Genomic DNA, 15,349 nt, shown 5'->3' on the forward strand with positions numbered 1-15,349 from the left:
GGTCGCTCAGTCGCACTCCAGGGCGCCCTTGCGCCAGACATAGGCGAGGGTCAGCCCGACCAGCAGGATGAAGACCGTCATCGAGACCATCGCGCCGAGGGTGAGCGAGTCGCGCAGCAGGACCCAGGGGGCGAGGAAGGCGAGGTCCACGTCGAAGACGACGAAGAGCACGGCGAGGCGGCTGTAGGAGACGCTCATGCGCCCGAGCGGGGAGCCGCAGGGAGGCATGCCGGTCTCGTAGGGTACGCCCTTCTCCCCCTTGAAGCGGCGGCGCGGGCCGAGCAGCGCCGAGGCGAAGCTCATCCCTCCCGCGAGGGCCAGGACGATGAGGACGTTGAGGATGAACGCGATGGCCATGTCAGAGGATCAGGAACGCCGCCAGCCACTCCCGCAGTCCCGGCACGAGGCCGAAGCCTGCCGTGAACGCCGCGCATGCCAGGAGCACGAGCGCCGCCGCGGGGGCCGTGCGTCCGGGCGCCGGCGCGGTGCGGGGCCCGGCGGGCTCGAGCGTCATGAGGCGGATGAGGTTGAGATAATAGCCCGCGCCCACGAGGCTGTTCACGACGACGGCGACCGCGAGACCCGTCCCCCCCGCCTTGAGCAGGTCCCAGACGACGAAGAACTTCGCCAGGAAGCCCGTCGTCGGCGGGAGCGCGGCCAGGGAGAAGACCATCAGGGCGAAGACGCCGGCCAGGAGCGGGGCGCGGGAGCCGAAGCCGCGCAGCTCCTCGAGCTCACGGATGCCGCAGAGGCGCAGGAAGAGGAAGGCCCCGGTGTTCATGAAGAGGTAGGCGAAGAGATAGAAGTACACCGTGGCGAGCGCGTCGCCCGGCATCCCCCCCGTCTGCCAGGCCCAGACCGCAGCCGTGAGGTAGCCGACATGGGAGACCGAGGAGTAGGCGAGCAGGCGGCGGACGTCCGACTGGCGCAGAGCGATGAGGTTGGCGAAGGTCATCGTGGCGACGGCGACGGCCGGCAGCCAGCGCGAGAGGTCGGGGAGGTCGAAGTCGGCGTGGCCGCCGAGGATGCGGAGCAGGATGAGGACGCCGGCCGCCTTCACCGCCGTGGACATCCAGGCGGTGAGCTCGGGCTCGGCGGCCTCGTAGACGTCGGGGAGCCAGAAGTGGAACGGGAAGGCGCCGATCTTGAAGAGCGCGGCGGAGCCCATCAGGGCGAGCGCGAGCCCCGACGCCGCTCCGGGCAGGCCGCCGGCGAAGGAGAAGGAGCCCGTCGCGGCGTACTGCAGCGCGAGGCCCATGAGGAAGAGGGCGGACGCCGCTGCGCCCGCGAAGAAGTACTTCAGCGCCGCCTCGAGCGACCGTCGTCCCGGCCGCAGGCCCGCCACGAGCAGATAGGTCGGCAGGCTGGTCAGCTCGAGCCCGAGGAAGAGCGCGAAGAGATGGTTGGCGGAGGCGATCGTGTCCATGCCGAGCAGCGCGGCCAGGGCCAGCGCGAGCGGGCGCTCTCCGCGCGGACGAAGGACCGCGAACAGCGCCAGCGTGCCCAGGTGGAAGAGGATCTGCCAGGCCTTGCTCATCCCGTCGGCGCGGAAGAGCTCCGTCTCCCCGCCGGAGGGGACCCGCAGGACGAGGAGCAGCCCGGCGGCGGCGGCCAGCGCCGCGACCCAGCGCTCGAGCGCGAAGCCGTCCCTTCCTCCGGGGCGCATGCCCAGCAGGAGCACGAGGACGAGACCCAGCGCGCACGCGGCCTGCGGAAGGAGGAGCGAGAGGGTCGGGTCGGCGAGGGCGTTCATCGCTGGGCGAGCGCCTGGACGGCGGGGTCCAGGAGCTCCATGACCGGCTTCGGATAAAGCCCGAGCCAGAGGATGAGGACGGTGAGCGTCCAGAGGATCGCCTTCTCGCGGGCGTCGAGCTCCGTCACCTTCGAGGAGACGGAGCGGGGACCTTCGGGGGCCCAGAACACCTTCTGGAAGGCGGGCAGGCCGTAGGCCGCGGCGAGCACGGCTCCGAGCGCTCCGACCGCCGCGAGGGGACGGGAGGCCTTCGCCATGCCGGCGAGCGTGAGGACCTCTCCGACGAAGCCGTTGAGCCCGGGCATGCCGATCGAGGAGAGGAGGATGAACGCGAAGAAGAACGTCAGCATCGGCGCCCGCTCGGAGAGCCCGCCGAAGTCCCCCAGCCCGCGCCGGTGCGTGCGCTCGTAGAGGAAGCCCACGAGGAGGAAGAGCCCTCCGGTCGAGAGGCCGTGGTTGAGCATCTGCAGGGCCGCTCCGCAGACGCCTTGCGGCGTCAGCGAGTAGAGGCCCAGGAGACAGAAGCCCATGTGGCTCACGCTCGTGAAGGCGACGAGGCGCTTGAGGTCCTTCTGCGCCATCGCGCAGAGCGCTCCGTAGACGATGTTGACCGCGCCGAGCCCGCCGAGCCAGGGCAGGACGTCCGCGCTCATCTCGGGGAAGACCGGCAGGAGCACGCGCATGAAGCCGAAGACGCCCATCTTGAGCATGGAGCCGGCGAGGAGGACGGAGCCGGCCGCCGGGGCCTCCGTGTGCGCGTCGGGGAGCCAGTTGTGCAGCGGGAACACCGGGATCTTGACCGCGAAGCCGAGCGCGAGGGCCGCGTAGATCCAGGGGACGGCGGACGGCGGGATCGGCGAGCGCGCCAGCTCGCCCATGTCCCAGGTCCAGATGCCGGTCGCTCCGTGGTGGAGCGTGACGAGGGCGACGAGGCCGATCAGCAGGGACATGCTCCCCAGGAAGGTGTAAAGGAAGAACTTGTAGGCCGCCTTGCGGCGGTTCTCGGAGCCCCAGAGTCCGATGATGAAGAACATCGGGACGAGGGCGACGTCCCAGAAGACATAGAAGTAGAAGAGGTCGCGGGAGGTGAAGATGCCCATGAGCGCGGCCTCGAGCGCGAGGAAGGAGGCCCAGTAGGCGGGCGGGACCTCGAGCTTCCAGGAGGCGAGGAGGCCGAGCACGGTGAGGAGGGCGGTGAGCCAGCACAGGGTGAGGGCGATGCCGTCGACGGCGAGGTGGTAGCGGATGCCGAGGAGGCCGGCGCCGCCGAGCTCCTCGAGGCGCAGGAGGCCGCTCCCGGCGGAATACGGGACGAGGAGCAAGAGCGCGTAGGCGAGCAGCGCGGCGGAGACGAGGACCGCGGCCCAGCGCGCCGAACGGCGTCCGGGCATGGCCCAGACCGCCGGGACGGCGAGGGCGGGCGCGAGCCAGAGAGTGGTCAGGGAGAGGGTCACAGGGTCCTCACCACGACGGTGGAAGCGAGGACCGCGGCGCCCAGAACCATCCACCAGACGTATTCGTTGAGGCGTCCGCGGGCGACGGCGGAGAGGCCTTCGCCCAGGCCGGCGCAGGTGTCTCCCAGGGCTTCGGTGAAGGGGTCCCAGCGTCGGCGCTCCCAGGCGTCGGCGAGGAAGGCGGCGAAGTCTCCTCCTGCGCGCGCGAGCGCCGTCGTGAAGGTCTGGCAGCCGAACTCGGAGTCGACGAGGCGCTCGAGGCCGGGGCGGCGGCGGCGCCACTCCCAGTCGAAGGATGGGCGCGCGGTGGTGAGGACCCAGGCCGCGGCGAAGCCGAAGCCCGCGAAGGTCAGCGCCTTCAGCGAGACGGCGAGGTCGAGGACGGGCGCCTCGACGCCGAGCATCGCCGCGACCGGGCCGCCGAGCGCGCCGGCGGCCGCGCTGCAGAGCGCGAGCGTCAGGACCGGGATCTTCATGCGCAGGCCCGGCTCGTGGCCGTGGGAGCGCGGGCCGCGCTGTTCGGGGCGCTCGCCGAAGAACACGAGGAAGAGCATGCGGAAGATGTAGACGGCCGAGCCGGCCGCGACGCAGAGCGCGAGGAGGAAGGGGACCGGGCCCGCGGCGTGGGCGCCCTCGAGGATGCAGTCCTTGCTGAAGAAGCCGGCCAGGGGCGGGACCCCGGCGAGGGCGAGCGCGCCCAGGAGGAAGGCGCCGGTCGTCACCGGGATCTGCCTCGAGAGCCCTCCGGCGTCGTCGACCGTCGCGCTCGTCGCGCCGTGCAGGTCGTCGTGGAGGGCGTGGATGACGCTGCCCGCGCAGAGGAAGAGGAGGGCCTTGAAGAAACCGTGCGTGATGAGATGGAAGACCGCGCCGAAGAGGTTCCCGGTCCCGAGCGCCGTCATCATGAAGCCGAGCTGGCTCACCGTCGAGTAGGCGAGGATGCGCTTGAGGTCGCGGCGCGTGGCTGCCACGACCGCGGCGCCGAGCGCCGTCGCCAGCCCGACGACGACCATGGCGGTCATGACCGCGGGCGCGCGAGAGAGGAGCGGCATGGAGCGGGCCATGAGGAAGACCCCGGCGGTGACCATCGTGGCCGCGTGCATGAGCGCGGAGACCGGCGTGGGGCCCTCCATCGCGTCGGGCAGCCAGACATGGAGCGGGAACTGGGCCGACTTGGCTGAGGCGCCCCAGAAGAGGAGCCCGGCCACGGCGAGGGCGAGAGCGGGCGAGAGCTCTCCGACGCGCGCGAAGACCTCCTCGAAGCGCGTCGTCCCGAGCGCGCGGAGCAGAAGGAGGACCGCGAGCATGAAGCCCACGTCGCCGATGCGATTGACCAGGAAGGCCTTCCAGGCCGCGCGCCGGGCGCTCTCCTTGTGCGACCAGAAGCCGATGAGGAGGAAGGAGGCGAGGCCGACCCCTTCCCAGAACAGGTACATCTGGAGGTAGCTGTTGGAGACGAGCAGCCCGACCATCGACAGGAGGAAGAAGTGGAAGTAGAGGAAGAAGCGGGCATAGCCCTCGTCGCCCTGCATGTAGCCGACCGCGTAGACGTGGATGAGGGCGCCCACGACGCTGACCATCGCGAGCACCGAGGCGCTCAGCCCGTCGATGCGGACCCCGAAGTCGACCGAGAAGGAGCCGGCGGAGAGCCAGCGCCAGGCGGTCGAGTCGATGACCAGGCCGTGGCGGACCTGCCACGCGAGCCAGAGCGCCGAGGCCGCGACCGCGGCGCAGGAGAGGAGCGGCGGCCAGTGCGCCCGGCGGGACCAGCGCCCGCCGAAGAGGAAATAGCCCGCGAGCAGGGCCAGGACGGGGGCGGCGAAGAGGGTCCGGACGGCGAGGAGGTCCAGTGTTCCGGGCGTCATCCCTGAAGCTCCTCGAGCGCCTGGGTCTCGGCCGGCCGGCCCGCGCGGTCGAGCTCGAGGACGAGGACGATGCCGACCACGGCCTCCGCCGCCGCCGCCGCGAGGACCAGGAGCGCCACGGCGAGTCCGCGGGCGTCACCGCGCGCGAGCGCCGCCTGGACGAGGACCAGGTTCGCGGCGTTGATCATGAGCTCGAGGCCGATGAGCATGGCGATGAGCTGACGACGCAGGACGATGAAGGCGGCTCCGATGAGGAAGAGGAGGGCGGCCGCCGCCTGGACGCAGAAGGACGCGCTCATCGGCCCGCTCCCTCGTCGGGACGCTCGCGGACGACGGCGAGCGCCGCGACCAGCACGAGGAGTCCGAGGGCCTCGGTGAGCGGGGCGTAGGGCCCGAAAAGGAGGAGGGCGGTGCCGCGCTCCAGTGCGGCCGCCGGAGGCAGCGCCGGAGCGGCGTCTCGCGCGAGCGGCGCCAGGACCAGGAGCTCGAGGAGCGGGACCGCCAGCGCGACCCACGCCAGCGAGCGCGGCGGTCCGTCGGCCCAGAGCTTCTCGACGCGCGGGGCGGAGGCCATGACCGCGATGACGATGAGGACCATGACCGCGCCGGCGTAGATCAGGACCTGCAGGAGGCCGAGGAGGCGGGCGCCGAGCAGGAAGTAGAGGGCGGCGACCTGCAGGAGGACGACCAGGAGGCAGAGCGCGCTGCCGTAGAGCGAGCGCTGGAAGAGGGCGAGGACGGCGAAGAGGATCGCCGCGGCGGCGCAGACGGCGACTGCGGCCGTAATCACGCACGCATTATCCGAAATTCGCGCGCAGGGAGCAAGAAACGCGCGGAGACCTCGTCGTATTTGATATAAAGCCCCCCCGATGAAGCCGCGTCGCGCCCTCCCCCTCCTCGCGCTCCTCCCCCTCCTTGCGTGGGCCGCGGCCTGCTCCCCCGAGCCGCGCGTCGCCCGCATCGCGGTCGCCGTCCCCCTGACCGGGGACCTCAGCGCGGGCGGGCAGGGCGTCCGCCGGGCGGTCGAGCTCTCCGTGGAGCACGCCCGTGCGCAGGGAGGCCTGCCCGTGCCCGTCGAGGTCGTCGCCTTCGACGACCGCGCCGAGCCCGACACGGCCGTGCGCGCGGCCCGCCTCATCCTCGCCGACCCCCGGGTCGTCGCCGTGATCGGCCACTACACTTCCGGCTGCTCGCTGGCGGCCGCGCCGATCTACGCCGCCGGCTCCCTCGCGATGCTCACGCCGGCGGCCACGCACCCGCGCCTGACGGCGGCGCAGCTCGAGCCGGGCTGGCCCGGCCCCCGCAACGTCTTCCGGCTCGTGCCGACCGACGAGCTCCAGGCCGACCGCGCGGCCGCGTCCGCCGTCGACCGGGGGCTGCGCCGCTTCACGGTCCTCCACGACGGGACCCCCTACGGCCGCAACCTCTCCGAGCAGTTCGCGCGGCGCCTCGAGCGTTCGGGAGGCCGCGTCGCCGGCCTGCGCGGGGTCCCCGTGGGCGCGCGCGACTACGGCGGGCTCGTCGAGAAGGTCCGAGCCGACCGCCCCGAGGCGGTCTTCTTCGGCGGCGCCTATCCCGAGTTCGGGCTCCTGCTCGCGCAGGCGCGCCGCGCCGGGCTCAAGGTCCCCTTCCTCGCCGGAGACGGCGCGCGCGCGGTCGAGGTCTTCTCCCTCGCCGGCGACGCCGCCGAAGGCGCCCTCTTCACCGCCCCGGGCCGGCCGCTCGAGAAGCTCGACCGGGGCGCCGAGTTCCTCGACGCGTACCGGCGCAGGTACCCCGGCGCCGAGCCGGGCCCCTTCGACGTCTTCGCCTACGACGCGGCCTCCATCGCGCTCGAGGCCCTGCGCCGCGCGGGACCCCAGCGCGGCCCCCTGCTCGAGGCCCTGCGGGGGACGCGCTGGCGCGGCCTCGCCGGCACGACCTCCTTCGATCGGAAGGGCGATACGACTTTGCGCAGCGTGACCCTCTATCGGGCCTCGAAAGGACGCTTCGTCCCCGTCGATTGACTCCCCCGGCGGGGCCGTGATATAGTCCCCGCCCACCCCATGGCCCCTCCCGAGAAGCCCACAGGAGTCTCCAGGCGCGTCGGCGGCGTCGTCGTGATGACGACCGCCATGCTCTCCTTCATCTCCTTCTGGCGCGCAGGGTCCATCGTGCTCTGCGACATGGCCTCCTCGGCGTATTACGCGGGCGGCATCGCCGAGCAGGCCATCGGCCGCTCCGCCCCCTGGTTCATACTGGCGGTGATGGCCTTCTCGGCCTGCATGCTCGCGGTCTACCTCGAGTCCTCGAGCATGTTCGTGCGCGGGGGCGTCTATAAGGTCGTCCGCCAGTCGATGGGGGCCCCGCTGGCGAAGATCGCGGTCTCGGCCCTCATGTTCGACTACGTCCTCACCGGACCCATCTCCAGCGTCTCCGCCGGGCAGTATCTCGCCGGGCTGCTCAACACGGCCTTCCCGGTGCTGCGCATCGGCTGGCACGTGGACCCCCATCTGTTCTCGATGATCTTCGCCGTGGTCGTGACAGTCTATTTCTGGCGCCAGAACATCATCGGCATCGAGGAGTCCTCCGGAAAATCGCTCTTCATCATCCAGCTGACGTCCGTGATGGCGCTGGTCGTCTTCGGCTGGAGCGCCTGGACCCTGTGGTCCCGGGGCTTCTCCCTGCCCCCCTTCACCCTCTCCTTCCGGCCCGAGGCGCTCGGCTGGCTCGACGGGCAGGACTGGGTCCGCACGATCGGGGCGGCCGGCGTCTTCGTCGCCATCGGGCACTCCTTCCTGGGCCTCAGCGGGCTCGAGTCGCTGGCGCAGGTCTACCGCGAGATGGAGGCCCCGAAGCACGTCAATCTCAAGCGGGCGGCCCTCTTCATCTTCCTCTTCGCGTTCACGCTCACCGTGGGCTCCACCTTCCTGGCCTCCTCCATCATCCCGGACGGCGAGCGCGGCCGCTACCTCGACAACCTGCTCGCCGGCCTGGCGATGTTCCAGGAAGGTCCGCATCGCGCCCTGCTCCTCCTCCAGGCCTTCGTCGTCATCGTCGGCGCCCTCATCCTCTCCGGCGCCGTCAACACCGCCATCGTCGGCGCCAACGGCGTGCTCAACCGCGTCGCCGAGGACGGCATCCTCGCCGACTGGTTCCGCTGGCTGCATCCGAAGTACGGGACCACGCACCGCACGATCAACCTCGTGGTCGCGCTCCAGCTCGTCACGATCGTCGCCAGCCGCGGCGACGTCTACCTGCTCGGAGAGGCGTACGCGTTCGGCGTCATCTGGAGCTTCGTGTTCATGGCGGCCTCGGTCATCGCCCTGCGCTTCAAGGACCGCACCCCGCGCGAGTGGATGGTCCCCTTGAACCTGCGTCTTGGGACGCTCCAGCTCCCGCTCGGCATCGGCCTCATCTTCGTGTTCCTCCTGGGCGTCGCGCTCACGAACCTGTTCACGAAGAAGGTGGCGACGGTCTGGGGACTCGCCTTCACGGCGGTCTTCTACGTCGTCTTCGTGGTCTCGGAGAGCATGAACCGGCGCAAGGCGCTCTCCGCCGAGCATCGCGAGAAGCTGAACCTGCTGCAGCAGGGCGACCTCCACGGCGTCCTCGACGACGTGCAGCTTCCCCGCCGCATCCTCCTCGCCCTGCGCGACGGCGTCCACATGCATGCCCTCCACAAGCTCCTCGAGTCGACGGACACCGACGAGAGCGAGGTCATCGTCCTCCACGCGCGCCGGGCCGGCGGCATCATGCTCGGCGGAGAGGTCGAGCGCATGAGCCCGGAGGAGGAGCTCCTCTTCACCCAGGTGGTCGCGCTCTCGGAGAAGCACGGCAAGCCGGTGGTCCCCCTCCTCGTCGTCGCGAGCGACCCTTTCCTCGCCATCGCCCAGGCCGCGCAGACGGTCGGCGCCCAGACCGTCGTCATGGGGGCGTCCAACGTCATGAGCGGCGAGACCCAGCTCGAACGTCTCGCGATGGCCTGGGGCGCGATCGCCCAGAGCCGTCAGCACCCCGTGAAATTCATCATCCTCCGGCCGGACGGCGGCCGCACCGAGCTCCCGCTCTCCTGAATCAAAAATGAACGAGCGTTCATTATCTCGTTTTTGATGGTATAATGTATAATCATGCACCTATAAAAGGTGTATGCATATCGCGTCAAGGAGCACATGAATGCTTGCGCTAGTCCTCGTCATCAGCCTCCTGTCCCTGGCCTTCGCCGGTTGGCTCGCCCATAACGTCCTGCGCCGCGACGACGGCACCCCCGAGATGCGCAAGATCTCGGACGCCATCAAGGCCGGCGCCGAAGCGTTCCTCCGACGGATGAACAAGACCATCGCGATGCTCGCGATCGCCCTCGCGGTCGTGATGTTCGCGGTCTACGCCGGCGTGCAGGGGAACATGACCACCGCCTGGCAGACCTCGCTCTCCTTCATCCTCGGCGCCTTCTGCTCGGGCCTGGCGGGCTACATCGGGATGTACATCTCGATCCGCTCGAACATCCGGGCCGCGTCGGCCGCCCGCAAGAGCCTCAACGACGCCCTCCAGACGGCCCTGCGCGGAGGGGCGGTCAGCGGCCTCACCGTCGTCTCCATGAGCCTCCTCGGCGTGGGCGGGCTCTTCTACCTCCTGGGCGGGAACACCGGCGACCCCGAGGTCATGAAGCTCGTCCCGCTGAAGATCGTCGGCTTCGGCTTCGGCGCGTCGTTCGTGGCTCTCTTCGCTCAGCTCGGCGGCGGCATCTACACGAAGGCCGCCGACGTCGGCGCCGACCTCGTCGGCAAGGTCGAGGCCGGCATCCCCGAGGACGACCCGCGAAACCCCGCGGTCATCGCCGACCTCGTGGGAGACAACGTCGGCGACTGCGCGGGCCGCGGCGCGGACCTCTTCGAGTCGACGGCGGCCGAGAACGTCGGAGCCATGATCCTCGGCACCGCGCTCTACCCGGTCTTCGGCATCGAGGGCATCCTCTTCCCCCTCGTCGCGCGCGCCTTCGGCCTCATCGCGGCGGCGGTCGGCGTCATGTCGGTGTCGGTCAAGGAAGACGAGACCGACCCGATGCACAGCCTCAATCGCGGCTACAACGTCACCACGGTTCTCGCCATCGTCGGCTTCTACGGAGCGGTGCACTGGCTGCTCAAGAACAACCTCTGGCTCTTCGGCGCCGGCGTCATCGGCATCCTGACGAGCTACGCGTTCGTGCTCATCACGCAGTATTACACCGAGTACAAGTACCGTCCGGTCAAGGAGATCGCGGAGGCCTGCCAGACGGGGCCGGCGACCACCATCATCTCCGGCTTCGCGGTCGCGCTCGAATGTACGGCCCTGCCGGTCGTGGCCATCTCGGTCGCCCTGCTCGGCGCCTACCACTGCGGCATCCAGGCGCTCACGGGCGTCGAGGGGATCACCCGCTCCTCGGCGGGCCTCTACGGCACGGCCATCGCGACGATGGGCATGCTCTCGACCTGCGCCTACATCCTGGCGATGGACACCTTCGGGCCCATCACCGACAACGCCGGCGGCATCGTGGAGATGAGCCATCAGGCCGAGGACATCCGCCGCCGCACCGACCGGCTCGACGCGGTGGGCAACACGACCAAGGCGCTCACGAAGGGCTACGCCATCGGCTCGGCCGCCCTGGCCGCGTTCCTGCTGTTCTCGGCCTACCTCGACGAGGTGACGCTCCTCACCGGGAAGGCCTTCCACAGCGTGGACATCGCCAAGATGGAGGTCTTCGTCGGCGGCCTGCTCGGCGCGATGCTCGTCTTCCTGTTCAGCTCGCTGGCCATCCGCGCGGTGGGCAAGGCGGCCTACTTCGTCATCAACGACGTCCGCGCCCAGTTCCGCGAGAAGCCGGGCATCATGAAGGGGACCGAGGAGCCCGACTACGGCCGCTGCGTCGACATCGTCACGACCGGCGCGCTCAAGGAGATGATCCTTCCCGGCATCCTCGCCGTCGGCATGCCGGTGGCCGTCGGCCTCTTCTTCAAGCTCTTCGGCATCGGCGCCGAGGCGGTCGCGGCCCTGCTCATGGTCGGCACCATCACCGGCATCCTGATGGCGACCATGATGAACAACGGCGGCGGCGCGTGGGACAACGCCAAGAAGTACATCGAGCTCGGCGCCTTCGGGGGCAAGGGCTCTCCGGCCCACAAGGCCGCGGTCGTGGGCGACACCGTCGGCGACCCGCTCAAGGACACCGCCGGCCCTTCGCTGCACGTCCTCATCAAGCTGCTCTCGACGGTCACGCTGGTCCTCGCTCCGCTCTTCATCTGAGTCGGAGCGCAGGGAGGCCGGGCGGCTCGTGCCGCCCGGCCTCTTCTTTTTATAGACTGAGCGCATGACGACGCTCCTCCTGCTGCTTCTCGCCGCCTCCCCCCTCTCGGGGCAGACCGCCGCGCCCGACGCCGACCTGCGCACGGCGGAGGACCTGCGCGAGCCGGATTCCGCGCTCCTGCGCACGGCCCTGAGCGACGCCTCCGCCGAGCGCCGCGCCCGCGCCGCCCGCGCGATGGGGCGCATCGGCTCCGCCGGCTATCTCGACGGCCTTCTGCGCGCTCTGCGCGACGACTCCGCGCGCGTGCGCTCGGACGCCGCCTTCTCCGTCGGCCTCGTCGCCGCGGAGAGCACCTCTCCGGCCTCCGGGGCCGTGACGGAGGCCCTCGAGGAGGCGTTCGAAGACCCGGCCGCCGCCGTGCGTCTCGCCGCCCTCGACGCCCTCGGGCGCGCGGGAGGGGCCGACGAGCAGGATTGGGCGGCCCGGCTCCTGCGCGAAAAGGACCCCGCGGTCCGCGAGGCCGCGGCCCTCGCGCTCTTCCGCATGCGCCTGCTCGAGCGCGTCCCCGCCTACTCCACGGCGGCCGTGCAGGGGCTTCTCGCCTGCCTGCGCGAGGAGTCCCCCTCGCGCTGGGCCTGCGCCTACGCCTTCAGCCGCTGGCCGTCGAAGGAGGCCGCGGGCTCCCTGGCGGAGGCCATCACCGCGTCGGACCCCCGCGCGCGCCTCTTCTCCCTGCGCTCCCTCTCGAAGCTGGGCGCCGCCGCTCCGGCCGAAGCGGGCGAGGAGTGCCTCGAGGACGGCGACGAACGCGTCCGCGTCGAGGCCCTCGCCCTGCTGCGCGCCGCCGGCGGAGCCGAGCGCATCTCCGCGCGGACCCTCGCCGACCCCTCCCCCCGCGTGCGCGCGGCCGCGGCCGAAGCCCTCGGGAACCGCGAAGGCGACCCTGCGGCCCTGCGGCGGCTGCTCCTCGACGGCTCCTCCTCCGTGCGCGCCGAGGCCGCGGCGGGACTCTCCGCGCGCCTGGGCGACAAGGCGGCGCGCGAACTCAAGAGGGCGGCTTCCGACAACTCCTGGTGGGTGCGCCTGCGCGCCGCGGAGTCCGCGCTGAAGCTCCCGAGAGAAGGGCCGCGCCTGCTCGCGGCCGCGCTCAAGGACGAGGACGTGCGCGTGCGCGCCGCCGCGCTGCGGACCTTCGCCGAGGGCTGGCCGAAGGAGTCCCGCGCCGCCCTCTCGACCGCCCTGCGCGACGCGTCGGCGCCGCTGGAGGTCCGCGGCGCCGCCGTCGAGGCGGCCGCGAAGCTCAAGGAACCCTCGCTTCTTCCCGACCTCGAAGAGTGCTACCGCCTCTCCTTCTCGCGCGAGTTCGTGGAGCTGCGCGAGTCGCTCGTCGAGGCCGGGTCCGCGCTCGCGGCGACGGCGCCGAAGTCCGCGGAGCTGCAGCGCTGGCGGGAGCGTCTGCTCGAGGACCCCGCGCCTTCCGTGCGCGCGGCGGCGGCGAAGGCGCTCGGCCGGCCGGCCCCAGCGCCGGAGGCTCCGTCACCGTCCCCGCTCCTCGCGGAGCCCGTCCCCGCGCCCGGGACGCGGGTCTCGCTGCTCACGAGCAAGGGAGAGCTCATCCTCGAGCTCGCTCCCGAGGAGGCCCCCACGCATTCCGCGAACCTCGTCTCGCTCGTGCGACGGGGCTTCTACGACGGGAAGGTGTGGCACCGCGTCGTCCCCAACTTCGTCGTGCAGGGCGGGGACCCCCGCGGCACCGGCTGGGGCGACGCCGGCTACTTCCTGCGCGACGAGACCACTCCTTTGCGCTTCGCGCGGGGGACCCTGGGGATGCCCAGGGCGGGCAAGGACACCGGCGGCTGCCAGCTCTTCATCACGCTCATCGACGCGCCGCATCTCGACGGACGCTACACCGCCTTCGGCCGCGTCGTCATCGGCCTCGACGTCCTCGACCGCCTCGAGCCGGGCGACTACATCGTCAAAGCCACATTGAAATAGCCGGGATTTCCATAGGAAATCCCGGCTGGGGCTTGTTCAAAAAAGCCATGGATTGAGCGCCCCTCGGGGGCGCTCAATCCATGAAGATGGGAGGGGTGCCGTCGGAGGGGGCCGCGAACTCGGCCGCACGGCGCAGGATCTCGGGCCATTCCTCTCCGAATCCGCGCACGAGGCCCTGGCATTCGTCGAGGGAGCTCCAGTGTTCGCCGGCCAGCTCGCGCAAGTGCCGGAACGGCACCACCGGCCCGGAGCGCCCGTCGGTTCCCGTGAGGAGGATGATGAAGTCGGCGGCCGGAAGGAGCGCGTCGCGCTCGCCGTACCAGGCGGCGCAGGTCCCCATCCCCTGGGACTCCCGGAACTCGTAGAGATCCGCGGCGGGGTAGCGCCCGGTGTCGGCCCATTGTACGGCGCGCATGGCCCTGAGCAGGCGCTGCGGGAAGAGCTCCGCGGAGCCCTCCCCCTCCAGTTCCGTCATCAGCCGCGGTCCCACGCAGAAGTCGCGTGTCGGCCCCGGGATCTTCAGGACCCGGTGCTCCGCGCCGACGATCCGGGCCAGCGTCCGGGCGTCGGAGCGCACCTGCTCGGCGATGATGGCGGGCGCGAAGATCTCCCGCAGCTCTCCCGACGGGAGGATCCCGAAGACGTCGCAGTCCACCTCGCGGGCGTGCAGGAGCTCCGCCGAGCGTTCGACGAGCCGCAGGGCGAGCTCCCAATCCTCGGGCGCGGCGGCGGCGAGGACGCCGACCTCGAAGCGGTCCCCCGTGAAGCGGACCTCCGTGAGGCGCGTGGAGCGCCGGTCGACGTGGAAGGTCCAGGGACGCTTGAGCCAGGCGGAGGCCCCCTCCGGGAGGGCGGGTGCGCTGCGCAGGCCGCGCGCAGGGATGCCCTCCAGCAGCTCGCGCAGGGGCGGCGGGGCTTCGGCGGCGACGGAGAAGTGGATGCTCAGGTGAAGACTTCCAGCGGGGTATGGAGGCCGGCGCGCGCGGCGCGGACCTCGGCGCGCTTCTTCAGGCCCTCGGCCTGGCGGACCTTCCCCAGCGCGTAGAGCGCCTGCGCGAGCGCGAGTTCGCTGAGCACGACCCCGCGCGTCTCGTTCCCTCGCGAGAACATCCCGAGCGCCCGCAGGAGCAGGCTGCGCGAGCCGGCGAGCGCTCCGCGCTGGAGAAGGATCTTCCCCTGTCCCCAGACGACATAGGCGAGGTCCACCTCGTCGCCGAGGGAGGCGTAGAGCCCGTAGGCCGAACGGTAGAGGCGCTCCGCCTCGTCGAGGCGGCCGAGCTGGCGCAGGGCGTTGGCGCGGCCGCAGAACGCGTAGGCGCGGCCGAAGAGGTCCTCGCTCTGCGAGAAGACGGCGGCGGCCCGCGCGTAGAAGCGCTCGGAGTCGGCCGCGCGGCCCCGGATGCGGGAGACGCCGGCGAGCCCGAAGAGGGCGTAGCCCTCCCCGAGCCGGTCTCCGGCGCGGCGGAAGAGCGTCCGGGAGCGCTTGAACGAGCGGACCGACGCCTCGAGCTCCCCTTCGAGGCGCTCCGCGCCGCCGATGGCCCACAGGAGGAAGGCGGCCTCCTGCGCGTCCCGCGCGTCCAGGGCGCCGGCGAGGAGGGAGCGCAGCTCGCGCAGGGCGGGGCGATGGCGTCCCTCGGCGCGCAGGACGAGGGCGCGCTCGAGACGCAGCCGATGCGCGAAGCGGCGGGCCCAGGGAGCGCGGCCGGCTTTGGCGAGCAGACCCGACGCTTCGCGGGTCCTTCCCAGGCTGCGCAGCGCCGCCGCGCGCGCGAGGCAGGACTCGATGAAGAGGACGGGGTCCTCCGAGGGGGTGAGGCGCGAGAGGACTCCGGCGTAGAGGCTCTCGGAGGAGGCGAGGAAGCCGCGCGCGCGCAGCGCCTCGGCCTCGACGAAATCCCGTTCAGGGCGCAGGGCCGGCGGAAGCGCCGCGGCCCGGGGCAGGAGCGATAGCGCCCGGCGCGGACTCTCAGAGAGCGCTTCGCGCGCCGCTTCCAGCTTCTCGATGGCGTCCATGAGTCTA

Annotated in this window: 12 protein-coding genes; 4 read left to right on the forward strand and 8 right to left on the reverse strand. The window is 71.5% G+C overall.

Going from position 1 to position 15,349, the window contains the following annotated elements; translation table 11 throughout:
* Positions 1 to 6 precede the first annotated feature (6 nt).
* The 6 genes from WC969_04100 to WC969_04125 are packed head-to-tail and all read right to left on the reverse strand — an operon-like array spanning position 7 to position 5,862.
* Positions 7 to 357, reverse strand: a complete 351-nt coding sequence (locus WC969_04100) for an NADH-quinone oxidoreductase subunit A (GenBank protein MFA6029020.1) — start codon at positions 355 to 357, stop codon at positions 7 to 9.
* A 1-nt stretch (position 358) separates the two neighbouring features.
* A complete protein-coding gene (locus tag WC969_04105) occupies positions 359 to 1,753 on the reverse strand; it encodes an NADH-quinone oxidoreductase subunit N (GenBank protein MFA6029021.1) in 1,395 nt (464 codons plus the stop codon).
* On the reverse strand, positions 1,750 to 3,207 hold the full coding sequence (locus WC969_04110; GenBank protein ID MFA6029022.1) for an NADH-quinone oxidoreductase subunit M: 1,458 nt from the start codon (positions 3,205 to 3,207) through the stop codon (positions 1,750 to 1,752). The genes WC969_04105 and WC969_04110 overlap by 4 nt, the downstream gene beginning before the upstream one ends.
* Positions 3,204 to 5,072 (reverse strand): NADH-quinone oxidoreductase subunit L, encoded by a 1,869-nt coding sequence (gene nuoL / locus WC969_04115; GenBank protein ID MFA6029023.1) that lies wholly within the window; start codon positions 5,070 to 5,072, stop codon positions 3,204 to 3,206. The genes WC969_04110 and nuoL overlap by 4 nt, the downstream gene beginning before the upstream one ends.
* Complete coding sequence (gene nuoK / locus WC969_04120) at positions 5,069 to 5,371, reverse strand: NADH-quinone oxidoreductase subunit NuoK (protein MFA6029024.1); 303 nt, start codon at positions 5,369 to 5,371, stop codon at positions 5,069 to 5,071. The genes nuoL and nuoK overlap by 4 nt, the downstream gene beginning before the upstream one ends.
* Complete coding sequence (locus tag WC969_04125; GenBank protein ID MFA6029025.1) at positions 5,368 to 5,862, reverse strand: NADH-quinone oxidoreductase subunit J; 495 nt, start codon at positions 5,860 to 5,862, stop codon at positions 5,368 to 5,370. The genes nuoK and WC969_04125 overlap by 4 nt, the downstream gene beginning before the upstream one ends.
* Positions 5,863 to 5,941: 79 nt before the next feature.
* On the opposite strand from WC969_04125, the gene WC969_04130 reads away from it, so the two are divergent.
* From WC969_04130 to WC969_04145, 4 genes are all read left to right on the forward strand, one after another.
* Positions 5,942 to 7,078 (forward strand): branched-chain amino acid ABC transporter substrate-binding protein, encoded by a 1,137-nt coding sequence (locus WC969_04130; GenBank protein MFA6029026.1) that lies wholly within the window; start codon positions 5,942 to 5,944, stop codon positions 7,076 to 7,078.
* Positions 7,079 to 7,117: 39 nt separating this feature from the next.
* Complete coding sequence (locus WC969_04135) at positions 7,118 to 9,127, forward strand: amino acid permease (protein ID MFA6029027.1); 2,010 nt, start codon at positions 7,118 to 7,120, stop codon at positions 9,125 to 9,127.
* A 100-nt stretch (positions 9,128 to 9,227) separates the two neighbouring features.
* On the forward strand, positions 9,228 to 11,330 hold the full coding sequence (locus tag WC969_04140; GenBank protein MFA6029028.1) for a sodium-translocating pyrophosphatase: 2,103 nt from the start codon (positions 9,228 to 9,230) through the stop codon (positions 11,328 to 11,330).
* 64 nt (positions 11,331 to 11,394) lie between these two features.
* On the forward strand, positions 11,395 to 13,326 hold the full coding sequence (locus WC969_04145) for a HEAT repeat domain-containing protein (protein MFA6029029.1): 1,932 nt from the start codon (positions 11,395 to 11,397) through the stop codon (positions 13,324 to 13,326).
* A 73-nt stretch (positions 13,327 to 13,399) separates the two neighbouring features.
* Here the strand turns inward: WC969_04145 and WC969_04150 are convergent, their stop codons facing one another.
* Positions 13,400 to 13,981: a hypothetical protein gene (locus tag WC969_04150; GenBank protein ID MFA6029030.1), complete on the reverse strand. Its 582-nt coding sequence runs from the start codon at positions 13,979 to 13,981 to the stop codon at positions 13,400 to 13,402.
* A gap of 287 nt (positions 13,982 to 14,268) precedes the next feature.
* Positions 14,269 to 15,342 carry a tetratricopeptide repeat protein gene (locus tag WC969_04155; protein MFA6029031.1) on the reverse strand — a complete coding sequence of 358 codons (1,074 nt, stop codon included), beginning with the start codon at positions 15,340 to 15,342 and terminating at the stop codon, positions 14,269 to 14,271.
* Positions 15,343 to 15,349 lie beyond the last annotated feature (7 nt).

The sequence above is a fragment of the Elusimicrobiota bacterium genome, from assembly GCA_041660925.1.
Taxonomy (GTDB): domain Bacteria; phylum Elusimicrobiota; class Elusimicrobia; order UBA1565; family UBA1565; genus JBAZUV01.

Coding starts and splice junctions, on each gene's coding strand:
- WC969_04100 (MFA6029020.1), bottom strand. CDS start 357: ATGGCCATCGCGTTCATCCTCAACGTCCTCATCGTCCTGGCCCTCGCG.
- WC969_04105 (MFA6029021.1), bottom strand. CDS start 1,753: ATGAACGCCCTCGCCGACCCGACCCTCTCGCTCCTCCTTCCGCAGGCC.
- nuoL (MFA6029023.1), bottom strand. CDS start 5,072: ATGACGCCCGGAACACTGGACCTCCTCGCCGTCCGGACCCTCTTCGCC.
- nuoK (MFA6029024.1), bottom strand. CDS start 5,371: ATGAGCGCGTCCTTCTGCGTCCAGGCGGCGGCCGCCCTCCTCTTCCTC.
- WC969_04130 (MFA6029026.1), top strand. CDS start 5,942: ATGAAGCCGCGTCGCGCCCTCCCCCTCCTCGCGCTCCTCCCCCTCCTT.
- WC969_04135 (MFA6029027.1), top strand. CDS start 7,118: ATGGCCCCTCCCGAGAAGCCCACAGGAGTCTCCAGGCGCGTCGGCGGC.
- WC969_04140 (MFA6029028.1), top strand. CDS start 9,228: ATGCTTGCGCTAGTCCTCGTCATCAGCCTCCTGTCCCTGGCCTTCGCC.
- WC969_04145 (MFA6029029.1), top strand. CDS start 11,395: ATGACGACGCTCCTCCTGCTGCTTCTCGCCGCCTCCCCCCTCTCGGGG.
- WC969_04155 (MFA6029031.1), bottom strand. CDS start 15,342: ATGGACGCCATCGAGAAGCTGGAAGCGGCGCGCGAAGCGCTCTCTGAG.